At 37.9% G+C, this 18603-nt stretch carries 18 protein-coding genes and 1 pseudogene; 18 read left to right on the top strand and 1 reads right to left on the bottom strand.

All coding sequences use genetic code 11. The features are described from left to right. The first annotated feature begins 60 nt into the window (after nt 1–60). The 6 genes from SMA_RS06065 (at nt 61) to queF (ending at nt 6122) form a co-directional block, all read left to right on the top strand. Nucleotides 61–1800 (top strand): ABC transporter ATP-binding protein, encoded by a 1740-nt coding sequence (locus SMA_RS06065; protein WP_014294728.1) that lies wholly within the window; start codon nt 61–63, stop codon nt 1798–1800. A 2-nt stretch (nt 1801–1802) separates the two neighbouring features. After that, nucleotides 1803–3569 carry an ABC transporter ATP-binding protein gene (locus tag SMA_RS06060; RefSeq protein ID WP_014294727.1) on the top strand — a complete coding sequence of 589 codons (1767 nt, stop codon included), beginning with the start codon at nt 1803–1805 and terminating at the stop codon, nt 3567–3569. 244 nt (nt 3570–3813) lie between these two features. Beyond that, the gene (queC, locus tag SMA_RS06055) at nt 3814–4473 is read left to right on the top strand and encodes a 7-cyano-7-deazaguanine synthase QueC (RefSeq protein ID WP_014294726.1); all 660 of its coding nucleotides are present in this window, start codon (nt 3814–3816) and stop codon (nt 4471–4473) included. Further along, on the top strand, nt 4466–4912 hold the full coding sequence (gene queD, locus SMA_RS06050) for a 6-carboxytetrahydropterin synthase QueD (protein ID WP_014294725.1): 447 nt from the start codon (nt 4466–4468) through the stop codon (nt 4910–4912). Before queC ends, queD begins: the two co-directional genes overlap by 8 nt. After that, complete coding sequence (gene queE / locus SMA_RS11690) at nt 4905–5618, top strand: 7-carboxy-7-deazaguanine synthase QueE (RefSeq protein ID WP_014294724.1); 714 nt, start codon at nt 4905–4907, stop codon at nt 5616–5618. The genes queD and queE overlap by 8 nt, the downstream gene beginning before the upstream one ends. A 12-nt stretch (nt 5619–5630) precedes the next feature. Then, on the top strand, nt 5631–6122 hold the full coding sequence (queF, locus tag SMA_RS11685) for a preQ(1) synthase (RefSeq protein ID WP_014294723.1): 492 nt from the start codon (nt 5631–5633) through the stop codon (nt 6120–6122). Between the two features lie 55 nt (nt 6123–6177). Here queF and SMA_RS06035 read toward each other — a convergent pair whose 3' ends face one another. Continuing rightward, complete coding sequence (locus tag SMA_RS06035) at nt 6178–6675, bottom strand: DUF308 domain-containing protein (protein WP_014294722.1); 498 nt, start codon at nt 6673–6675, stop codon at nt 6178–6180. A gap of 430 nt (nt 6676–7105) precedes the next feature. Here SMA_RS06035 and gdhA point away from each other — a divergent pair, with 430 nt between their 5' ends. The 12 genes and pseudogenes from gdhA (at nt 7106) to SMA_RS05975 (ending at nt 18478) form a co-directional block, all read left to right on the top strand. Continuing rightward, entirely contained in the window at nt 7106–8458 is a 1353-nt protein-coding gene (gene gdhA, locus SMA_RS06030; RefSeq protein ID WP_014294721.1) for an NADP-specific glutamate dehydrogenase, read from the top strand. A gap of 277 nt (nt 8459–8735) precedes the next feature. Then, entirely contained in the window at nt 8736–9167 is a 432-nt protein-coding gene (locus SMA_RS06025) for a GNAT family N-acetyltransferase (protein WP_014294720.1), read from the top strand. Between the two features lie 74 nt (nt 9168–9241). Continuing rightward, nucleotides 9242–9652 (top strand): peptide deformylase, encoded by a 411-nt coding sequence (locus tag SMA_RS06020; protein WP_014294719.1) that lies wholly within the window; start codon nt 9242–9244, stop codon nt 9650–9652. Between the two features lie 175 nt (nt 9653–9827). Next, nucleotides 9828–10268, top strand: a complete 441-nt coding sequence (locus SMA_RS06015; RefSeq protein WP_014294718.1) for a MarR family winged helix-turn-helix transcriptional regulator — start codon at nt 9828–9830, stop codon at nt 10266–10268. 3 nt (nt 10269–10271) lie between these two features. Continuing rightward, nucleotides 10272–12086, top strand: a complete 1815-nt coding sequence (locus SMA_RS06010; RefSeq protein WP_014294717.1) for an ABC transporter ATP-binding protein — start codon at nt 10272–10274, stop codon at nt 12084–12086. Continuing rightward, nucleotides 12076–13848, top strand: coding sequence for an ABC transporter ATP-binding protein (locus SMA_RS06005; protein ID WP_014294716.1), 1773 nt, complete (start codon nt 12076–12078; stop codon nt 13846–13848). The genes SMA_RS06010 and SMA_RS06005 overlap by 11 nt, the downstream gene beginning before the upstream one ends. A gap of 313 nt (nt 13849–14161) precedes the next feature. Further along, nucleotides 14162–15096: pseudogene (locus tag SMA_RS06000) on the top strand (zinc-binding dehydrogenase). After that, nucleotides 15086–15538 (top strand): MarR family winged helix-turn-helix transcriptional regulator, encoded by a 453-nt coding sequence (locus SMA_RS05995; RefSeq protein WP_014294715.1) that lies wholly within the window; start codon nt 15086–15088, stop codon nt 15536–15538. The pseudogene SMA_RS06000 and the gene SMA_RS05995 overlap by 11 nt, the downstream one beginning before the upstream one ends. Further along, nucleotides 15528–16163: an ABC transporter permease gene (locus tag SMA_RS05990; protein ID WP_014294714.1), complete on the top strand. Its 636-nt coding sequence runs from the start codon at nt 15528–15530 to the stop codon at nt 16161–16163. Before SMA_RS05995 ends, SMA_RS05990 begins: the two co-directional genes overlap by 11 nt. Next, nucleotides 16153–17073 (top strand): glycine betaine ABC transporter substrate-binding protein, encoded by a 921-nt coding sequence (locus SMA_RS05985; RefSeq protein WP_014294713.1) that lies wholly within the window; start codon nt 16153–16155, stop codon nt 17071–17073. Before SMA_RS05990 ends, SMA_RS05985 begins: the two co-directional genes overlap by 11 nt. A gap of 12 nt (nt 17074–17085) precedes the next feature. After that, complete coding sequence (locus SMA_RS05980; protein WP_014294712.1) at nt 17086–17859, top strand: ABC transporter ATP-binding protein; 774 nt, start codon at nt 17086–17088, stop codon at nt 17857–17859. Continuing rightward, nucleotides 17852–18478 (top strand): ABC transporter permease, encoded by a 627-nt coding sequence (locus SMA_RS05975; protein ID WP_014294711.1) that lies wholly within the window; start codon nt 17852–17854, stop codon nt 18476–18478. Before SMA_RS05980 ends, SMA_RS05975 begins: the two co-directional genes overlap by 8 nt. Nucleotides 18479–18603: the final 125 nt, after the last annotated feature.

Raw genomic sequence — 18603 nt, 5'->3', positions numbered from 1 at the left:
TGTAGAAAGAAGGTATTTCGTTACTTAAAAATAGAGAACAGATTAGAAAGGAAAGTTACTATGAAACTAGTTTGGACTTATTTGAAAAAATATCCCAAATGGCTCATTTTGGATGTATTAGGAGCTTTTGCATTTGTCGTGGTTAACCTTGGGTTGCCAACAGCACTAGCTCGTATGATTGACCAAGGGATAATAGTTGGAAATAAAGATAAGGTTTATTTCTGGGCAATTGTTATGTTTATCGTGATTGTTGTTGGAGCGATTGGTAGTGTTACTTTAGTTTATGCGGCAGGAAAAATCACGACTAATATGATTAAAGACATGCGTAATGACATGTACGATAAATTGCTGGAATACTCATACCATGAATACAAACAAATCGGTGTGTCATCACTTGTCACTCGGATGACAAGTGATACATTTATTCTTATGCAATTTGCTGAACAATCTTTGCGCAGGGGGATTGTGGCACCGCTCATGATTATTTTTAGTGTTGTCATGATTTTGGTAACAAGTCCGTCCTTAGCCTGGATTGTTGCGGTGGCTATTCCCTTTTTGGCACTTGTGGTTTATTACGTTGCGATACGCACACGTCCTTTGTCTGAAAAACAACAAGCCACCCTTGATAAAATTAACCAATATGTTCGTGAAAATTTGACTGGTTTGCGTGTCATTCGCGCCTTTGCTAGAGAAGATTTTCAAGAAGAACGCTTTGATAGTAAAAACGAAGAGTATAAAGGCATTTCAAGTCGTCTGTTCAAACTAACTGGTTTAACAGAGCCATCCTTTGTCTTTATCATCGTCTCAATGATTGTTGCTATTGTTTGGTTTGCCTTAGATCCGCTCTCAAGGGGTGATTTTCAGATTGGTAATCTGGTTGCTTTTATTGAATATAGCTTCCATGCGCTCTTTTCATTCTTACTTTTTGCCAATCTCTTTACCATGTATCCTCGTGTTGTTGTCTCAAGCGAGCGTATTTCAGAAGTTATGGCAATGCCAATTTCAATCACACCTAACGAAAATGGTGTAACTGAGACTGAAACAAAAGGTTATTTGGAATTTGACAAGGTGACCTTTGCTTACCCTGGTGAGACAGAAAATCCAGTCCTAAAAGATATTTCCTTTAAAGCCAAACCTGGTGAAACCATTGCCTTTATTGGTTCAACAGGTTCTGGGAAATCTTCTTTGGTCAATCTGATTCCAAGATTTTATGATGTCACATTTGGTAAAATTTTGGTTGACGGTGTTGATGTTAGAGAATATCAATTGAAAGCTCTACGTCAGAAGATTGGCTTTGTGCCTCAAAAAGCGCTCTTGTTTACGGGAACCATTGCCGAAAATCTAAAATATGGTAAACCGGATGCAACAATTGATGAATTACAAGAAGCAGCAGATGTTGCACAAGCAAAAGAATTTATCGAAAGCCTTGATGAGGGTTACCAAACACATTTAGCAGAAGGCGGTAGCAATTTATCAGGAGGACAAAAACAACGGTTGTCCATTGCGCGTGCGATTGTTAAGAAACCTGATATTTATATTTTTGATGATTCGTTCTCAGCTCTTGATTATAAAACGGATGCGCAATTACGTGCGCGTTTGAAAGAAGTTACTAAAGAAGCGACTGTTCTTATTGTGGCACAACGTGTGGGAACGATCATGGATGCTGACCAAATTATCGTCCTCGATAAAGGTGAAATTGTGGGACATGGCACACATGATGAATTGATGCAAACAAACACGATTTATCGTGAAATTGCTAACTCACAATTGAAAAATGCAGACGAGATGAAAGGAGAATAACAATGTCAAAACGCAACATTTTTCTACGTTTATGGGATTATCTCCAACACTATAAAGGTGCGCTTTTTCTTGCCATTTTCTTGAAAATTTTCAGTAGTGTCATGAGTGTATTGGAACCTTTTGTTTTAGGGCTTGCCATTACAGAATTGACAGCAAACCTTCTTGACATGGCGCACGGTGTAGCAGGTGCTCATATCAATATTTCTTATATTGCAATGATTTTAGCCCTTTATTTCTTGCGAGGTTTGGGCTGTGGGCTAGGAAGCTATTGGTCAAACTATTTCATGACTGACGCTGTGCAAAAAAGTATTTATGATTTACGCCGAGATTTAAGTAAAAAAATCAATAGAATTCCAGTTTCTTATTTTGACAGTCAACAATTTGGAAATGTCTTGGGACGTTTTACGTCAGATGTTGAAACAGTTTCAAACGCTTTACAACAAAGTTTCCTTCAAATTATCAACGCCTTTTTAACCATTTTCTTGGTTATTTGCATGGTGCTTTATCTCAATTGGCGTTTAGCTTTAGTAGTTATTTTAATCATTCCACTCACTTATATCAGTGCTCAGTTTATTTTGAAAAAATCTCAACCTTATTTCAAGAAACAAGCTGACGCTCTCGGTGATATGAACGGTTTTGTTCAGGAAAATCTAACTGGTTTTAACGTTATCAAACTTTTTTGTCGTGAAGAAATTTCAAGTGAAGAATTTCGTGAAATCACTCAAAATTTGCAAGAAGTTGGTTTCAAGGCAAGCTTTATTTCAGGAATTATGATGCCAGTTCTTAGTGCAATTACTGATATGGCTTACCTTATTGTGGCAGTCTTGGGAGCTTTGCAAGTTCTTTCTGGGAACTTGACGATTGGTAATATGCAAGCTTTCGTTCAATACGCTTGGCAAGTCAGTCAACCCGTTCAAACCATTACACAGTTGGCAAGTATTCTTCAAAGTGCCAAGTCATCACTTGAGCGTATCTTTGAAGTTCTAGATGAGCCAGAAGAAGTTGATTATGTAACAGAGCATTTGACACATGATTTAACAGGTCAAGTTAGCTTTGAAGATGTTTCCTTCCAATACGTGGCAGACAAACCATTGATTCAAAATTTCAATCTTGATGTCAAACCAGGGGAAATGGTGGCGATTGTTGGTCCAACTGGGGCTGGTAAGACAACGCTGATTAATCTTTTAATGCGATTCTACGACGTTACCTCTGGTTCGATTAAAATTGATGGCCATGATATTCGCAACTTGTCACGTCAAGAATATCGCAAACAATTTGGAATGGTCTTGCAAGATGCGTGGCTCTACGAGGCAAGTATCAAGGAAAATATCCGTTTTGGGAACTTGGATGCGACAGATGAAGAGGTTGTTGAAGCTGCTAAAGCTGCTAATGTTGACCACTTTATTCGCACGCTACCTGGTGGTTACAATATGGAAATAAACCAAGAATCAAGCAACATATCACTTGGTCAAAAACAATTGTTAACCATTGCGCGTGCCTTACTTGCTGACCCTAAAATCCTGATTTTGGACGAAGCAACGTCATCTGTTGACACACGTTTGGAATTATTGATTCAAAAAGCTATGGCTAAATTAATGGAAGGGCGTACAAGCTTTGTCATTGCTCACCGCCTATCAACCATTCAAGAGGCTGATAAGATTTTGGTGCTTAATAATGGTCAAATCATTGAACAGGGCAATCATGAAAGTTTATTAGCTGCGAAAGGTTTCTATTATGACCTTTACAATAGCCAGTTTGCCAAAAGCTAATAAGCATAATTATTAATAAAAAACAGGATTTTGTTTTAAGCAACTCCTGTTTTCTTATTCTTGCATTTTTTAGTCATTGAATATCTGTTACAAAGATGATATGATAGTAACGTTAATAATAACGATGTTTGGGAAAGGCCATCGCTAAAAAAAACCAGCCTAATGACTGAATTAGCGCCCTTGTGGATTCCCATGAGGGCTTTTCTTTTGCCCAAATATCTGAAAAAAATATAGAGGAGATAAGATGAAACGTCAATCTGCACTTGTGGTCTTTAGTGGCGGACAAGATTCAACAACTTGCCTATTTTGGGCTTTGAAACACTACGACCACGTGGAAACTGTCACGTTTAATTATGGTCAACGTCACAGTTTGGAAATTGAAGTAGCCAAACACATCGCTGCCGAACAAGGGGTTAAAAACCGATTGCTAGACATGTCTTTATTGGGACAATTAACTGAAAATGCCTTGACTCGTAATATTGCAATCGAAAATCCAGATGATGATTTGCCAAATACTTTTGTTGATGGTCGAAATCATTTGTTTTTATCGTTTGCGGCTGTGCTCGCGAAGCATCTTGGTATCACAGACATTATTACTGGCGTTTGTGAAACGGATTTTTCAGGTTATCCAGACTGTCGTGATGCCTTTGTCAAATCACTCAATGTTACGCTGAATTTGGCAATGGATTATAATTTTGTTATTCAAACACCGCTGATGTGGCTTGATAAGTCAGAAACATGGGAATTAGCTGACCAACTTGGCAAATTTGATTATGTTCGAGAAAATACGCTAACGTGCTACAACGGTATTAAAGGAAGTGGTTGCGGTGAATGTCCTGCTTGCAAGCTTCGTCAGGCAGGTCTTGAAAAATACCTTGCAAAGAAAGGGCAACCTAATGTTTGAAATACCAAAAGAGCTAAAAGTCCCAACGGGTGAATCCTTGGTTTATTGCCCACGTCGTGTCATGGTTTCAAAAGAATTCACCTTTGATGCGGCACACCATTTGTTCAATTATGATGGTAAATGTAAGGCTTTGCATGGGCATACTTATCGTTTGCAAATTGCGGTTTCTGGACTGCTTGATGACCGTGGTATGGCAGTTGATTTTGGCGACCTCAAACAGATTTACAAAAAACATTTGGAACCAAGTTTAGACCACCATTACCTCAATGAAAGCCTGCCCTATATGAACACCACAGCAGAAAATATGGTTTACTGGATTTTTAAGCAAGTCGCGCAGTATTTGCCAAAAGAACGTGAGATTCGTGTAGAATATATCCGCTTGTATGAAACGCCGACATCATTTGCGGAATTTAGAAGGGAGTGGGAGATTGATGACTAAACGTCAGTTAACCCTTCCGATTCTTGAAATTTTTGGTCCAACTTTTCAAGGTGAAGGCAGAGAGATTGGGCAAAAGACCATGTTTGTGAGAACGGGTGGCTGTGACTATCATTGCGATTGGTGTGATTCTGCCTTTACTTGGGATGGTTCGGAAAAGCCTAAGCGAATGACTGTTGATGAAGTGATTGAGCAGCTTGACCAATTGGGAACCTACAATCATGTGACTTTATCAGGTGGCAATCCATGTTTATTAGCGAATAATATGGCAGAACTTGTTGCCAAATTAAAAGCGCTCGGGGTGACCTTAGCTATTGAAACGCAAGGCTCGCGCTGGCAAACGTGGCTAAAGGACATTGACCAAGTAACGCTTAGTCCCAAGCCACCGTCAAGTAAGATGACAGTTAATTTTGAAACGCTTGATTTTATTGTTTCGCAATTAAAAAAAGACCAAATGACCTTTAAAATTCCAGTTTTTGATGATGCAGATTTGGCATTTGCTAAAATGATTCAAAAACGTTATCAGCCTGATGTTTTGTATTTATCAGCTGGTAATCCAGAACCGCACGCCAACGGTAACATCGTGGAGCACCAGCTCGACCGTTTGCGACAACTATGGGAGACAGTAGCAGCTGACCCAGAATGGCAAAGCGTGCGCGTGTTGCCACAATTACACACGCTTTTATATGACAACCAACGTGGTGTTTAAAAGGAGAATGAGATGACTAGAACAGATGAAATGAAAGATTTGACCCTTTTGGGAAATCAAAAGACGACTTACACTTACGAATACGACCCAAGTATTCTGGAATCATTTGATAATCGTCATGTTGACAATGATTACTTTATCAAATTCAATTGTCCAGAGTTTACATCACTTTGTCCGATTACTGGGCAACCAGATTTTGCGACGATTTATATTTCTTATATTCCAGATAAACTTTGCGTGGAATCAAAATCATTGAAACTTTACCTTTTCAGCTACCGTAATCACGGTGATTTTCATGAAAATTGCATTAATACGATTGGTAAAGATTTGATTGACTTGCTTCAGCCACGCTATCTTGAAGTCTGGGGAAAATTCACACCACGTGGTGGCTTATCAATTGACCCATATTTTAATTACGGAAAACCAAATACCAAGTATGAAAAAATGGCAGATTATCGCCTAATGAACCACGACTTGTACCCAGAAATCATTGATAATCGTTAATTGAGAACTAAAAAAGGACTTCGTTTTTTTGAACGAAGTCCTTTTTTAGTCTTAGTTAAATACGGAATGAAAAAGCGATTCCTGAAACACCAACTGCCATTAAAAGTAATCCTGTTAGACGCCCAATAAAAATAGCTGAAAGTGCAGGATTCAATAAGAGGAAAAGCCCTAGAAGAATGGCAAGGACCGCAGAGCTTAGGAAACGATTAGCGTCGTAAAAACCTGCTCTTCGCATTTGGAAGCCACCAATTAAACGAAGGATACCGCTAATAAGAATCCAATAAGCAGCAATCGTGATAACAGCACTTGATAAAGACATGGCTGAGCTTGATAGGAGAATAATTCCAAAAATAATCGATAAAATACTTTGCAACAAATACCAAAATGATCGCTCGACACTGTTGGTATACATCAAAAGGCTGGTGATTCCAGACATAAAAACTGATAAAGCGATTGTCCAACCAATCATTGCAGTCGTGGTAAAAGGGTGCACAAAAAGAAAAATGCCAATAAGTAGTGCCAGAATACTTGACCATAGTGATAAACGTTTCATAATATACCTCCTAGTAATATACCCCTATATTACCATAATTTTCGCGAAAAGGAGAGGATAAAGTCTGCCAGAATGATGAAATTTCCCACACAACTTCACATACGATGGTATATTTTATGACATAAAAACTAATTTTTTCAAAAAAAGTACAATAAATACTTGACCATAGTGATAAACGTTTCATAATATACCTCCTAATAATATACCCCTATATTACCATAATTTTCGCGAAAAGGAGGGGATAAAGCCTGCCAGAATGACGAAATTTCCCACACAACTTCACATACAATGTTATATTTTGTAACATAAAAACGTATTTTTTCAAAAAAAAAGTACAATAAATACTTGACAAGAATTTTCAGAAAATTTATAATATTTTTGTAGTCTATTGATTACACGATTTATAATCTGATTTTCGGAGGAAATATATATGACAACAGGTAAAGAGTATGTAGCTGGTGTCTTTGATAAAGTCAAAGCGCAAAATGCTCACGAACCAGAGTTTTTACAAGCAGTAGAAGAAGTATTTGAATCACTTGTTCCAGTGTTTGATAAATATCCAAAATACATTGAAGAAAATCTTCTCGAACGTTTGGTTGAACCAGAACGTATCGTTTCTTTCCGTGTTCCTTGGGTTGATGACAAAGGTCAAGTTCAAGTAAACCGCGGTTTCCGTGTTCAATTCTCATCTGCTATTGGACCTTACAAAGGTGGTCTTCGTTTCCACCCATCAGTAAACCAATCAATCATCAAATTCCTTGGTTTCGAACAAATCTTTAAAAACTCATTGACTGGTCAACCTATCGGTGGTGGTAAAGGTGGTTCAAACTTTGATCCTAAAGGTAAATCAGACAACGAAATTATGCGTTTCTGCCAAAGCTTTATGACAGAGTTGAGCAAACATATCGGTGCTGACACTGACGTTCCTGCTGGTGATATCGGTGTTGGTGGACGTGAAATCGGCTACCTTTACGGTCAATACAAACGCCTCCGCAATGAATACACAGGTGTTCTTACTGGTAAAGGACTTACTTACGGTGGTTCTCTTGCTCGTACAGAAGCAACTGGTTATGGTGCTGTTTACTTTGCAGAACAAATGCTTAAAGCTCGTGGTGAAAACTTTAACGGTAAGACAGCAGTTGTTTCAGGTGCTGGTAACGTTGCGATTTACGCTATTGAAAAATTGCAAAGCCTAGGTGCTAAAGCTGTGACATGTTCTGATTCATCTGGTTTTGTTTATGATCCAGACGGAATCGACGTTGACTTGTTGAAAGAAATCAAAGAAGTTAAACGTGAACGTATCGTGAAATATGCAGAAGCTCGTCCAAATGCAACTTACACACCTGCTGGTGGTGAAAAGACAGTTTGGTCTATCAAAGCTGACTTGGCTTTCCCATGTGCAACTCAAAATGAATTGGATGAAACAGATGCAGAAACACTTGTAGCTAATGGTGTTCTTGCTGTTTCAGAAGGTGCTAACATGCCTTCAACTTTGGGAGCTATTGATGTCTTCCTTAAAGCTGGTGTATCATTTGGTCCTGCCAAAGCAGCTAACGCTGGTGGTGTAGCTGTATCAGCTCTTGAGATGGCACAAAACAGCGCACGCACTTCATGGACATTTGAAGAAGTAGATAGCAAACTCTACGATATCATGAAAGGTATCTACGAAAATGCTGCCGCTGCTGCTAAAGAATTCGGTCAAGAAGGTAACCTCGTAGTAGGTGCCAACATCGCTGGTTTCCTTAAAGTTGCAGAAGCAATGTCAGCACAAGGCATCGTTTAAAATCTTGTCTTTCACAAGACTGTTGTATAACTCTTAATGACTTAATCAACAATTTTTTATAATCTTTAATTAATCTCTCTAATATCAAATAACCGAAAATGAGTCCACGAAGTGTGGGCTCTTTTGGTTGGTATCGTTTCAACTCATTTTCTTTTGAGAATGAGTTATTCTCGATTTTGTTGGTGCAATAAAATCTTGAGGCAAATGTGAGAAAGTGCATTGTAGTAAGGTTTCATTTATTTTGTTATAATGTTTTTAGCGAAAGCGAGGGCTTGATATGCTTATAGTGAGAAGTGCTTTGGCTAGTGATGCCGAGGCTATTTTGGCATTTTGCCAGCAGATTGGTTCAGAAACAGATAACTTGTCTTATGGAGAAGAAGGTTTGACTATTTCTGTTGCAGATGAGGAAATTTTATTAAGTGAGATTCAAAAATCTAAGACATCACATTTTTTAGTAGGCGAAGAGGCTGGTGAGATAGTAGGAACGTGTAATTGTAGTGCTTTTCGTAAAAAACGATTGGCGCATTGTGCAGAAATTGGTATCGCGGTGAAAAAAGCCTACTGGAACCAAGGGATTGGGCGTCAGCTATTAACGCGATTGATTGCAGAAGTGCAGCAATCAGGCTTAAAAGTCGTCTCACTTGAAGTTCGGTCTGATAACGACCGAGCGATTCATCTCTATGACAGTCTTGGTTTTCAAAAGATTTGAACGTTTAAGCACTTTATGGAAATTGATGACCAAGCTATTAATTTTGATATTATGGAATTACTATTGGAGAAAAAATGATTAAACAGATTGTAAGAGACACATTTTTCTTGGCGCAAAAGTCAGAAGAAGCAACAAAAGAAGATTTATATTTGGCACAAGACTTGCAAGATACTTTAGTAGCAAACCGTGATAATTGTGTCGGCATGGCTGCTAATATGATTGGCGTTAAAAAGCGAGCAATTATTGTTAATATGGGGGTAGCAGATTTGGTGATGTTCAATCCAGTTTTGCTTAACAAATCACTTCCATTTGACACGAAAGAGTCTTGTTTATCATTGACAGGAGCACGACCAACACGTCGTTACCAGAAAATTGAAGTGTCTTTTTTAGACAAAAATTGGAACCAACAGACCTTAACTTTGACAGGTTTGCCAGCACAAATTTGCCAACACGAATTAGACCACTTGGAAGGTATTATCATTTAATTTTCAAAAACAACCTCAAACAAACGTTGATATATCAACGTTTGTTTTTGCTTTCAGAAAATAGTTAAAAAGAATAAGCAGAAGCGAAGCTTTTTTTCTTGACAATAGTTCTCATAAGAACTATAATGTGTTCTACAAGAATGAATCTTTGTATTTTTCAGAAAGTGAGGAAAAGATGCACAAGAAAGATCCGTTTTCACAGTTTAGGGATTTTATCAATTTAATGGAAAATCGTGTCCATGCCCTTGCGGAAAGTTATGGTGTTGAAAATCTGGCTGGCCCACAGGGATTTGCGGTATTGTATCTTCGTGATAATCCCGATAAAGAAATTTATATCAAGGACATTGAGAAGAGACTAAGAATTTCAAAGTCAGTGACTAGTAATTTGATTAAGCGCATGGAGAAAAATGGTTTTATCCAAGTTGTTTCGTCGAAAGAAGATAAGCGTTATAAGCAAGTGGTGTTGACTGAACTTGGAAAATCAAAGGCTCAGAATATTCAAGATTTCCATGATGAAATTCATAGGCAAATCTTAGCTGGTGTTGACCATGAGGATCTCAAAATCTCGTTTCGCGTCTTTAACCGCATTTTGAAAAATTTAGAAAACAAGGAGTAACGCATGTTAAAAATTTTGAAACGCTTAACAGCAAAAGAAGTTATAATGCTTATTTTTGCTGTATTATTTGTGTGTTTGAATGTTTATCTTGAGTTGAAAATTCCAGATTATATGTCGAATATCACGACCTTGCTATCAACAGAAGGAACAAAAGTAAAAGATATTTTTGCTTGGAACTTTGATGCACCAGGTATGCGTATGGTCTTGCTTTCTTTGGGAAGCTTTGCAGCATCTGTTGTTGTCGGTTTCCTAGCTGCTCGTATTGCGGCAAGTTTTAGTACACGCCTACGTGATGATATTTTCCATAGTGTCTTGAATTTTTCAGATGCTGAAATCAAGAAATTTTCAATTCCTAGTCTTTTGACACGTACGACCAATGATATTACACAAATTCAATTGGTTTTCACAATGGGAATCCAAGTCATTACTAAAGGACCTATCATGGCAATTTGGGCAATAACCAAGATTGCTGATAAAAATCATGAATGGTTATTGGTTCTTATCGTCGCAGTTGCAGTTATGTTCTTGATGATTATGTTCTTGTTGATGATGGTGATGCCTAAGCAACGTATGATTCAAAGATTAACCGATAAATTGAACAGTGTTACGCGTGAATCATTGACAGGTATCCGTGTGGTGCGTGCATACAATGCCGAAGATTATCAAGATGCCAAATTTGCACAAGTCAATGATAATGTTACCAATCTTAACCTCTTTATTGGACGTTCAATGGCGTTGTTATCTCCAGTAATGACAGGAATTTCAAGCGGAATGACACTTGCTATTTATTGGATTGGAGCGCATTTGATTGAAAATATTGCCATTCCGACAGACCCAACGAAAATTGCTAGCGCTATGCAAGATAAAGTTGATTTGTTTTCAGATATGGTTGTTTATTCATCATATGCCATGCAAGTTGTTATAGGATTAATGATGATGATTGTCGTATTCTTCATTTTACCTCGTGCCGTTGTTGCTGCTGGGCGTATTAATGAAGTTCTTGAAACAAAATCTTCAATTGAATATCCAGAAACAAATCAAGCTAAACCAACTGAAAAAGGTTCTGTTGAATTTGACAATGTTTCATTCCGTTACAGCAAAAATTCTGAAGCTGTTTTGGAACACGTTTCCTTTAAAGCGAAAGCTGGAGACACGATTGCCTTTATCGGTTCAACTGGTTCTGGTAAATCAACGTTGGTGAACTTGATTCCACGTTTTTATGATGCGACAGAAGGAACGATTAAAGTCGATGGCATTGATGTTCGTCAATATGACCACGATACGCTTCATAAGATTGTTGGTTATATTCCGCAAAAAGCAGTGCTTTTTAGTGGGGATATCGCTTCAAATATGGATATGGGAGAAAGCAACAACTCGCCACTTGATGATGACAAGATGTGGGAAGCTCTTGATTTAGCTCAAGCTAAGACATTCGTTGAAATGAAAGACGGTAAGTTAAAAGCACCTGTTGCTCAAGGTGGTCAAAACTTCTCAGGTGGTCAAAAACAACGTTTGGCAATTGCGCGTGCTCTTGCTCGTAAGCCTGAAATTATCATCTTTGATGATTCGTTCTCAGCACTTGACTACAAGACTGACCGAATCCTTCGTTCACAGTTGAAAGAACGTACAGCTGATATGACAAAACTAATCGTGGCACAACGTATCTCAACGATTATGGACGCTGACCAAATTTTGGTCTTGGATGAAGGTAGAGTTGTTGGTCAAGGTACGCACGAAGAATTGCTCGCAAACAACGATGTTTATCGTGAAATTGCTTACTCACAACTATCTAAGGAGGAATTAGAAAATGGAAAATAAGAAAAAAACATCTTTCTATGGCAGAATGAAGCCCTATATTAGAGGTCTCCAGCTTCCATTTCTTCTTGCAGTGATTGGAGCAATTGTTTCTGCGACGATTACGGTTATTGGACCTGATAAATTAAAAGAAATCACCAATATAATCACCAAAGGTTTGACACCAACGGCGACTGGTATGATTCCAGGAATCGACTTGGATAAAGTTGGTAAAATTGCATTAACTTTGGCAATTTTATACGTTATTTCAGCAGTAGTTGGTTATATTCAAAGCTTTACTGTAGCGACTATCGTTCAACGTTTTTCACAACGTTTACGTAAAGCTATTCAGACCAAAATTAACAAGGTTCCATTGAGTTACTTTGATAGTCATTCACAAGGAGATACCCTTTCTCGTGTGACAAATGACGTTGACTTGCTTGGTCAATCGCTTAACCAAAGTTTGGGAACTTTAGTGACATCAACCATGTTATTGATTGGTTCAATTTTCATGATGTTCCATTCAAATGTCAGCATGGCTTTAACAGCGATTGGGTCTGTTCTGATTGGTTTTGTTTTGGTTATGGTTATCATGGGCTCATCACAACCATTGTTCAAACGCCAACAAAATAACTTGGCTGCGATTAACGGTTATGTTGAAGAAATTTACTCTGGTCATAATGTGGTAACAAGTTATAACGCTGTTGGTGAAACAAGCGAAACCTTTAAAAAATTAAACACCAATCTTTATAAATCAATGTGGCAATCACAGTTCTTGTCAGGTATTATGATGCCGCTTATGATTTTCGTTGGGAACTTTGGTTATGTTATGGTCTGTGTGGTTGGTGCTATTAAAGTTATCAATGGTGATATTACCATGGGTGATGTGGTTGCCTTTATGACTTATGTTCGTATCTTCTCACAACCATTGTCACAAATTGCGCAAGCTTTCACACAAATGCAATCAGCAACAGCTGCCATGAGTCGTGTCTTTGAATTCCTTGAAGAAGATGAAATGGAAGACGAGTCTGACAAGGAACGTCAACTTAGTGATGTTAATGGTGAAGTTACCTTTGATAATGTTTTCTTTGGTTATTCTAAGGATAAAACAATTATCCATGATTTCTCCGCTGTAGCGAAACCTGGTCAGAAAGTTGCCATTGTTGGACCAACAGGTGCTGGTAAAACAACCATTGTTAACCTGCTCATGAGATTCTATGAAATCGATAAAGGTCAAATCACTATTGATAGTGTGGATACACGTTTGATGACACGTGAAGAAGTGCATGACCAATTCTCAATGGTGCTTCAAGATACGTGGTTGTTTGAAGGAACAATCAAAGAAAACTTGATTTACAATCAAGAAAATATTACAGATGAACAAGTTATTGCAGCGGCTAAGGCTGTTGGTGTTCATCACTTTATCATGACACTTCCAAAAGGTTATGACACTTATCTTGATGATTCTGTAACGCTTTCAATTGGTCAAAAACAACTCTTGACGATTGCGCGTGCTCTTTTGAAAGATTCACCGCTCCTTATTTTGGATGAAGCAACGTCATCAGTTGATACACGTACTGAAGAATTGATTCAAAAAGCCATGGATAAATTGATGGAAGGTCGTACATCATTTGTTATCGCTCACCGTTTGTCAACGATTAGAAACGCTGACCTTATCCTTGTGATGAAAGATGGTAACATCATCGAACAAGGCAATCACGATGATTTGATGCAACAAGGTGGCTTCTATGCTGACCTTTACAATTCACAATTTGAAGCAGCTTAAAACTAAAACGAGTCTGGGACAAGTGCTCAGCCTCGTTTTTTGTTGTTTGCATATTCTAGTTAAAAAGATTTTAAAAAGTTAGGCAAGTACCTAGCTTTTTCTTTTGTTTTTATTTTGCAATAGCATTTATATAACTTACAATCAATTTTTAAAGCAAAAGTGGAATTTGTTTAAGAATTGGAAAATAGTCAAATTTTTTGACTATTTTTGGTGATTGTGACATAATGATAGAAAATTGTGAAAACGTTTAAAAGGAGGGAAAAAAGTAAAAGATGTTGTTGTCAGCAAAGCAGGAGATAATAGTGTTTTAGAGGTGACTCAGGTTGCTAAAACGCAAGTGAAATCAGGTTGGTCTTTGGTGAAAATTATGGGATTTGGATTAATCGTTCTGAAATTTTACCAGACAAGGCTTGTCGCCGAGTGTCACCTTTTCAAGGATTCTTGGGATAGAATGTGTTGGCGTCATTGAAGAGACGACGGACGAGCAACGTCTGCCAGTTGGTCAAAAAATCATTTCGATTATGGGAGAAATGGGACGTGATTTTGATGGCTCGTATGCTGAATATGACCTTTTGTCAAATGAGCAGATTTATCCTATCTCAACGCAGTTGGATTGGGCAACGTTGGCAACGATTCCAGAGACTTATTATACTGCCTTTGGTGCTTATCAAAATTTAAAAATCACTTCTCATGATACGGTTTTGGTGCGTGCTGGTGCTAGTGGTGTCGGGACGGCTTTTGTAAAATTGGTAAAAGCTAAATTTCCTGACGTGAACGTCTATGCAAGTGTGCGCAATACTGCTAAAAAAGCGCAACTTTTGGACGCTGGATATGATGATTTGGTTATTGATAATAATGGTGTGCTAAAGACGGATGTGTCATTTACGAAAATACGAAAATCTTAGAATTAGTTGGACTTGCCACCATAAAAGACAGTCTAGGGCATTTGCAAGAAAACGGAATTATTTGTTCCTGCGGTCTATTGGGACGAAAATGGTATCTGGAAGAATTTGATCCAATTATGGAACTAAAAATAATGTCTATTTAACAACATTTTATTCAGGCAATATTTCACAAGATAAGATTCAGAAAATGTTAACTTATATTGAGCAAGAACAAGTAGAAGTTCGCCCTGAGCGTGTATTTGATTTGGATAGTATTCAAGCTGCGCATGATTATCTTGATAGTGTTGCGGCATTTGGTAAGGTCATTGTTTTAAATAAGGAGGAAAATTTTAGTGATAAGTAATGCTAGAAAATATGCTCGTTTGCGTAATGAGCAATTTTCCCTCTATGAAAGCTACGCTAAAAAGCATGGGCTAAATAGTAAATCGTTATTAGTTTTTATGTGGATTTATCATAATCCACATGGGATGACACAGGAGAGCATTGCAAAGCGAACATTTTTAACGAAACAAGTGATTCAAGCAATTGTTAAAACTTATATAAAAAAAGGAATATTATATTTGGAGCCTTCCCGAATTGACAGGCGCAAGAAGTTGATTCGTTTAACTGAAACAGGGCAGCAATTTGCTGCTGGATTATTGGAGCTGTTAACAGATTTTGAAGCGCAAGTAATGAGCGCTTTGACTTTGGAAGAACAGAAAGTTTTATTGTCAGCGACAGGGATGTTCACTGATAGGTTAAAAGAACTTTTAGAAAGTCATCAGGTAAAGGAACATGTTAAATGATATAGCTGCATATTTTGCAGATAATGGAAATACTTATTTAGGATACGTTTGGCAACACATTAGCCTAAGTTTCGAAGCTTTGTTGACTGCTTTGATCATCGCTCTACCACTTGGTTATTTTTCTTATGAAAAGCCGTTTGTACGACAATTGTCAATGCTTTTGACGCAAGGGCTACGCGTTATTCCAAGCCTTGGAATACTATTTATTCTGATTCCATTCATTGGAGTGGGGCGCTTACCTGCATTGATTGCTTTAGTGATTTTGGGAATACCACCCATTTTATTAAATACGATTGTTGGGTTTGCGTCGGTTTCAGAAAATTTACTGGAAACAGCTTTGGGACTTGGAATGACAAGGTCGCAATTGTTAACAAAAGTCCAATTTCCGTTAGCTCTGCCACATATTTTAAATGGCATTAAATTGGCATTGGTGGAAATTATTGCTAGCGCAACCTTGGCGACCTATATTGGAGCAGGTGGACTTGGTACTTTGATTTTTACAGGATTAGGACTTTATCGTTATGACTTATTGCTAATTGGTGGTGGTTCGGTTGCGATATTGTCGTTCCTTAGTATGATTATTTTTGATTTAAGCATAAAAGGGGTAAAACATTATGAAAAATAAAAAGGTGGTTTCAGGAGTGTTATTGGTAGTCATTTTGGTGGCAATTGTTGGTGGAATTTGGGCGTGGCACAATAATCAACCTTCTGAAGCGCAGCAATCGTCAACTACTATTCGTGTGGGGTCGAAAGATTTTACGGAAAATCTAGTCATTGCTGAAATTTATGCGCTTGCGCTTGAGGACAATGGTTATAACGTTAAGCGTGTGTCAAATATTTCAAGTTCTTTGATTCATAATTCGATTGTCAATGATGAGATTGACTTATATCCAGAATATACAGGAACTGGTTTGCTGTCAGTTTTGGGTGAGGATATGGAAACAGACCCAGAGAAAGTTTATAAGACTGTTAAAAAAGAGTATGAGGAACGATTTAACCTGACTTGGCTTGATTACGCGTCAGCAAATGATAGCCAAGGTTTGGTTATTCGTACAGAAACTGCCAATTTACTTAACATCAAGACGATTTCTGATTTGCAAGCTCATGCTAGTGAACTGCGCTTTGCTTCACAAGGGGAATTTGATGAACGTGAAGATGGTTTACCAGGACTTGAAAAGACTTATGGTACCTTTAATTGGAAGTCTTCAAAGGTATATGACAATAGTTTGAAATACAGTGTGCTTGAAAATGATGAGGCGGATGTGACGCCAGCTTACACGACCGAAGGTCAGTTGGTCAATACGGATGAATTCACCTTATTGGAAGATGATAAACAATTTTGGCCACCTTATAATTTAGCGCCCGTTGTGCGAGATAATATTTTGGATGACAATCCAGATATTAAAACCATTTTAAATAATATTTCGGCAAAACTTGATACTGAAACAGTTACGGAACTTAATGCTAAAGTGGATGTTGACGGTCAAGAATATACAGATGTCGCAAAAGAATACTACGATAGCATAAAAGGTTAGAAAGATAGATTTATGACAGAAAAGACAATGATTCAATTTGAGCATATAAGCAAAGTTTATGGTGATAAAACGGTTGTTAATGATATTAACTTAACCATTGAAAATGGCGAATTTATCACCATTTTGGGAACATCAGGTTCTGGTAAGACAACCATGCTAAAAATGATTAACAAGCTGATTGAACCAACGTCAGGGACGATTCTCTTTGCTGGGCAAGATATTGAGCAGATGGATTCCGTTAGCCTTCGTCGTCAGATTGGTTATGTTGTCCAACAAATCGGCTTATTTCCACATATGACGGTTGCTGAAAATATTGCAACTGTTCCCAAGTTATTGGGCTGGAATAAGGAACGCATTGAAAATCGTGTGGGAGAATTTTTAGATTTGGTGCAATTGCCTGCAGCGGATTACGGCGAACGTTATCCAAGTGAATTATCTGGTGGTCAGCAGCAGCGGATAGGTGTTGCGCGTGCTTTAGCTGCTGACCCTGATGTCATGTTATTTGATGAACCATTTGGTGCCATCGATGCCATTACTCGTAATGATTTACAAGAGGAATTGCAAGCGATTCATCAGAAATTAAATCAAAAGACATTTATTTTTATTACTCACGATATTTATGAGGCATTTAAACTGGGAACACGCGTGGTTATCATGGATAATGGTATCATTTGCCAGTTTGACACACCAGAAAATATTATCAAAAATCCAGGAAATGAATTTGTCCAAAAATTGATAACAACCGCGCAGGAACAAGAAAAACTGTGGAGGACTAGCTATGATTGATTATTTTAAGACATCTTCTGATAAGTTAATCACAGCGTTCATTGAACATATTGAATTGACGAGTTTTTCCCTACTATTTGCTTTGCTATTTGCTAGTGTCATCACGGTGATTTTGCTGTTTTACCCTAAAATAAGGCAGGCTTCTGTTTACGTCTTATCACTATTGTACGCTATTCCGAGTTTTGCCCTGTTTGCCCTGTTGATTCCTGTGACAGGTTTGGGGACGCGAACAGCCATAATAGCTTTGGTAATCTATGCGCAATATACGTTAGTTCGCACATTTTTAGCAGGATTGACACAAGTTGATGACAGTATTGTTGAAGCGGCGACTGGTATGGGGATGACAAGGTGGCAAATATTAGCAAAAATTCAGTTGCCATTGGCGCAATCCTCTATTTTTGCAGGATTACGTTTGGCAGCAAGTTCAGTGATTGCTATCGCAACAATGGCCTCAACGATTAATGCAGGCGGTCTAGGTAGTATTTTGTTTGATGGACTCCGCACAATGAGTTTGCCTAAATTGCTTTGGGGTATCATTTTGACTGTTTCCCTAAGCTTATTAGTCAACCTCATCTTGTATCTTGTTGAAGAATTAGTCAAGAACGAAAGCGTGAGTTAATGCGTCTTGCAATAATAAGAACACAAACCAAGAAGTTGGGCATTTTGCTCAACTTTTTAGTTCTTTTAAATGCCTCTTTTAGCTTCTTATAAGGAATTCTGTTATAATGAAACTATCATCTAGTT

Source organism: Streptococcus macedonicus ACA-DC 198, from assembly GCA_000283635.1.
Lineage (GTDB): Bacteria > Bacillota > Bacilli > Lactobacillales > Streptococcaceae > Streptococcus > Streptococcus macedonicus.
The sequence above is the reverse complement of the archived record's forward strand: the minus strand, read 5'-3'. Positions and strand labels throughout refer to the sequence as shown.

What these genes read in the sequence shown, in the direction of transcription:
- SMA_RS06065 (WP_014294728.1), top strand. Translation starts at nt 61, where the DNA reads ATGAAACTAGTTTGGACTTATTTGAAAAAATATCCCAAATGGCTCATT.
- SMA_RS06060 (WP_014294727.1), top strand. Translation starts at nt 1,803, where the DNA reads ATGTCAAAACGCAACATTTTTCTACGTTTATGGGATTATCTCCAACAC.
- queC (WP_014294726.1), top strand. Translation starts at nt 3,814, where the DNA reads ATGAAACGTCAATCTGCACTTGTGGTCTTTAGTGGCGGACAAGATTCA.
- queD (WP_014294725.1), top strand. Translation starts at nt 4,466, where the DNA reads ATGTTTGAAATACCAAAAGAGCTAAAAGTCCCAACGGGTGAATCCTTG.
- queE (WP_014294724.1), top strand. Translation starts at nt 4,905, where the DNA reads ATGACTAAACGTCAGTTAACCCTTCCGATTCTTGAAATTTTTGGTCCA.
- queF (WP_014294723.1), top strand. Translation starts at nt 5,631, where the DNA reads ATGACTAGAACAGATGAAATGAAAGATTTGACCCTTTTGGGAAATCAA.
- SMA_RS06035 (WP_014294722.1), bottom strand. Translation starts at nt 6,675, where the DNA reads ATGAAACGTTTATCACTATGGTCAAGTATTCTGGCACTACTTATTGGC.
- gdhA (WP_014294721.1), top strand. Translation starts at nt 7,106, where the DNA reads ATGACAACAGGTAAAGAGTATGTAGCTGGTGTCTTTGATAAAGTCAAA.
- SMA_RS06025 (WP_014294720.1), top strand. Translation starts at nt 8,736, where the DNA reads ATGCTTATAGTGAGAAGTGCTTTGGCTAGTGATGCCGAGGCTATTTTG.
- SMA_RS06020 (WP_014294719.1), top strand. Translation starts at nt 9,242, where the DNA reads ATGATTAAACAGATTGTAAGAGACACATTTTTCTTGGCGCAAAAGTCA.
- SMA_RS06015 (WP_014294718.1), top strand. Translation starts at nt 9,828, where the DNA reads ATGCACAAGAAAGATCCGTTTTCACAGTTTAGGGATTTTATCAATTTA.
- SMA_RS06010 (WP_014294717.1), top strand. Translation starts at nt 10,272, where the DNA reads ATGTTAAAAATTTTGAAACGCTTAACAGCAAAAGAAGTTATAATGCTT.
- SMA_RS06005 (WP_014294716.1), top strand. Translation starts at nt 12,076, where the DNA reads ATGGAAAATAAGAAAAAAACATCTTTCTATGGCAGAATGAAGCCCTAT.
- SMA_RS05990 (WP_014294714.1), top strand. Translation starts at nt 15,528, where the DNA reads ATGTTAAATGATATAGCTGCATATTTTGCAGATAATGGAAATACTTAT.
- SMA_RS05985 (WP_014294713.1), top strand. Translation starts at nt 16,153, where the DNA reads ATGAAAAATAAAAAGGTGGTTTCAGGAGTGTTATTGGTAGTCATTTTG.
- SMA_RS05980 (WP_014294712.1), top strand. Translation starts at nt 17,086, where the DNA reads ATGACAGAAAAGACAATGATTCAATTTGAGCATATAAGCAAAGTTTAT.
- SMA_RS05975 (WP_014294711.1), top strand. Translation starts at nt 17,852, where the DNA reads ATGATTGATTATTTTAAGACATCTTCTGATAAGTTAATCACAGCGTTC.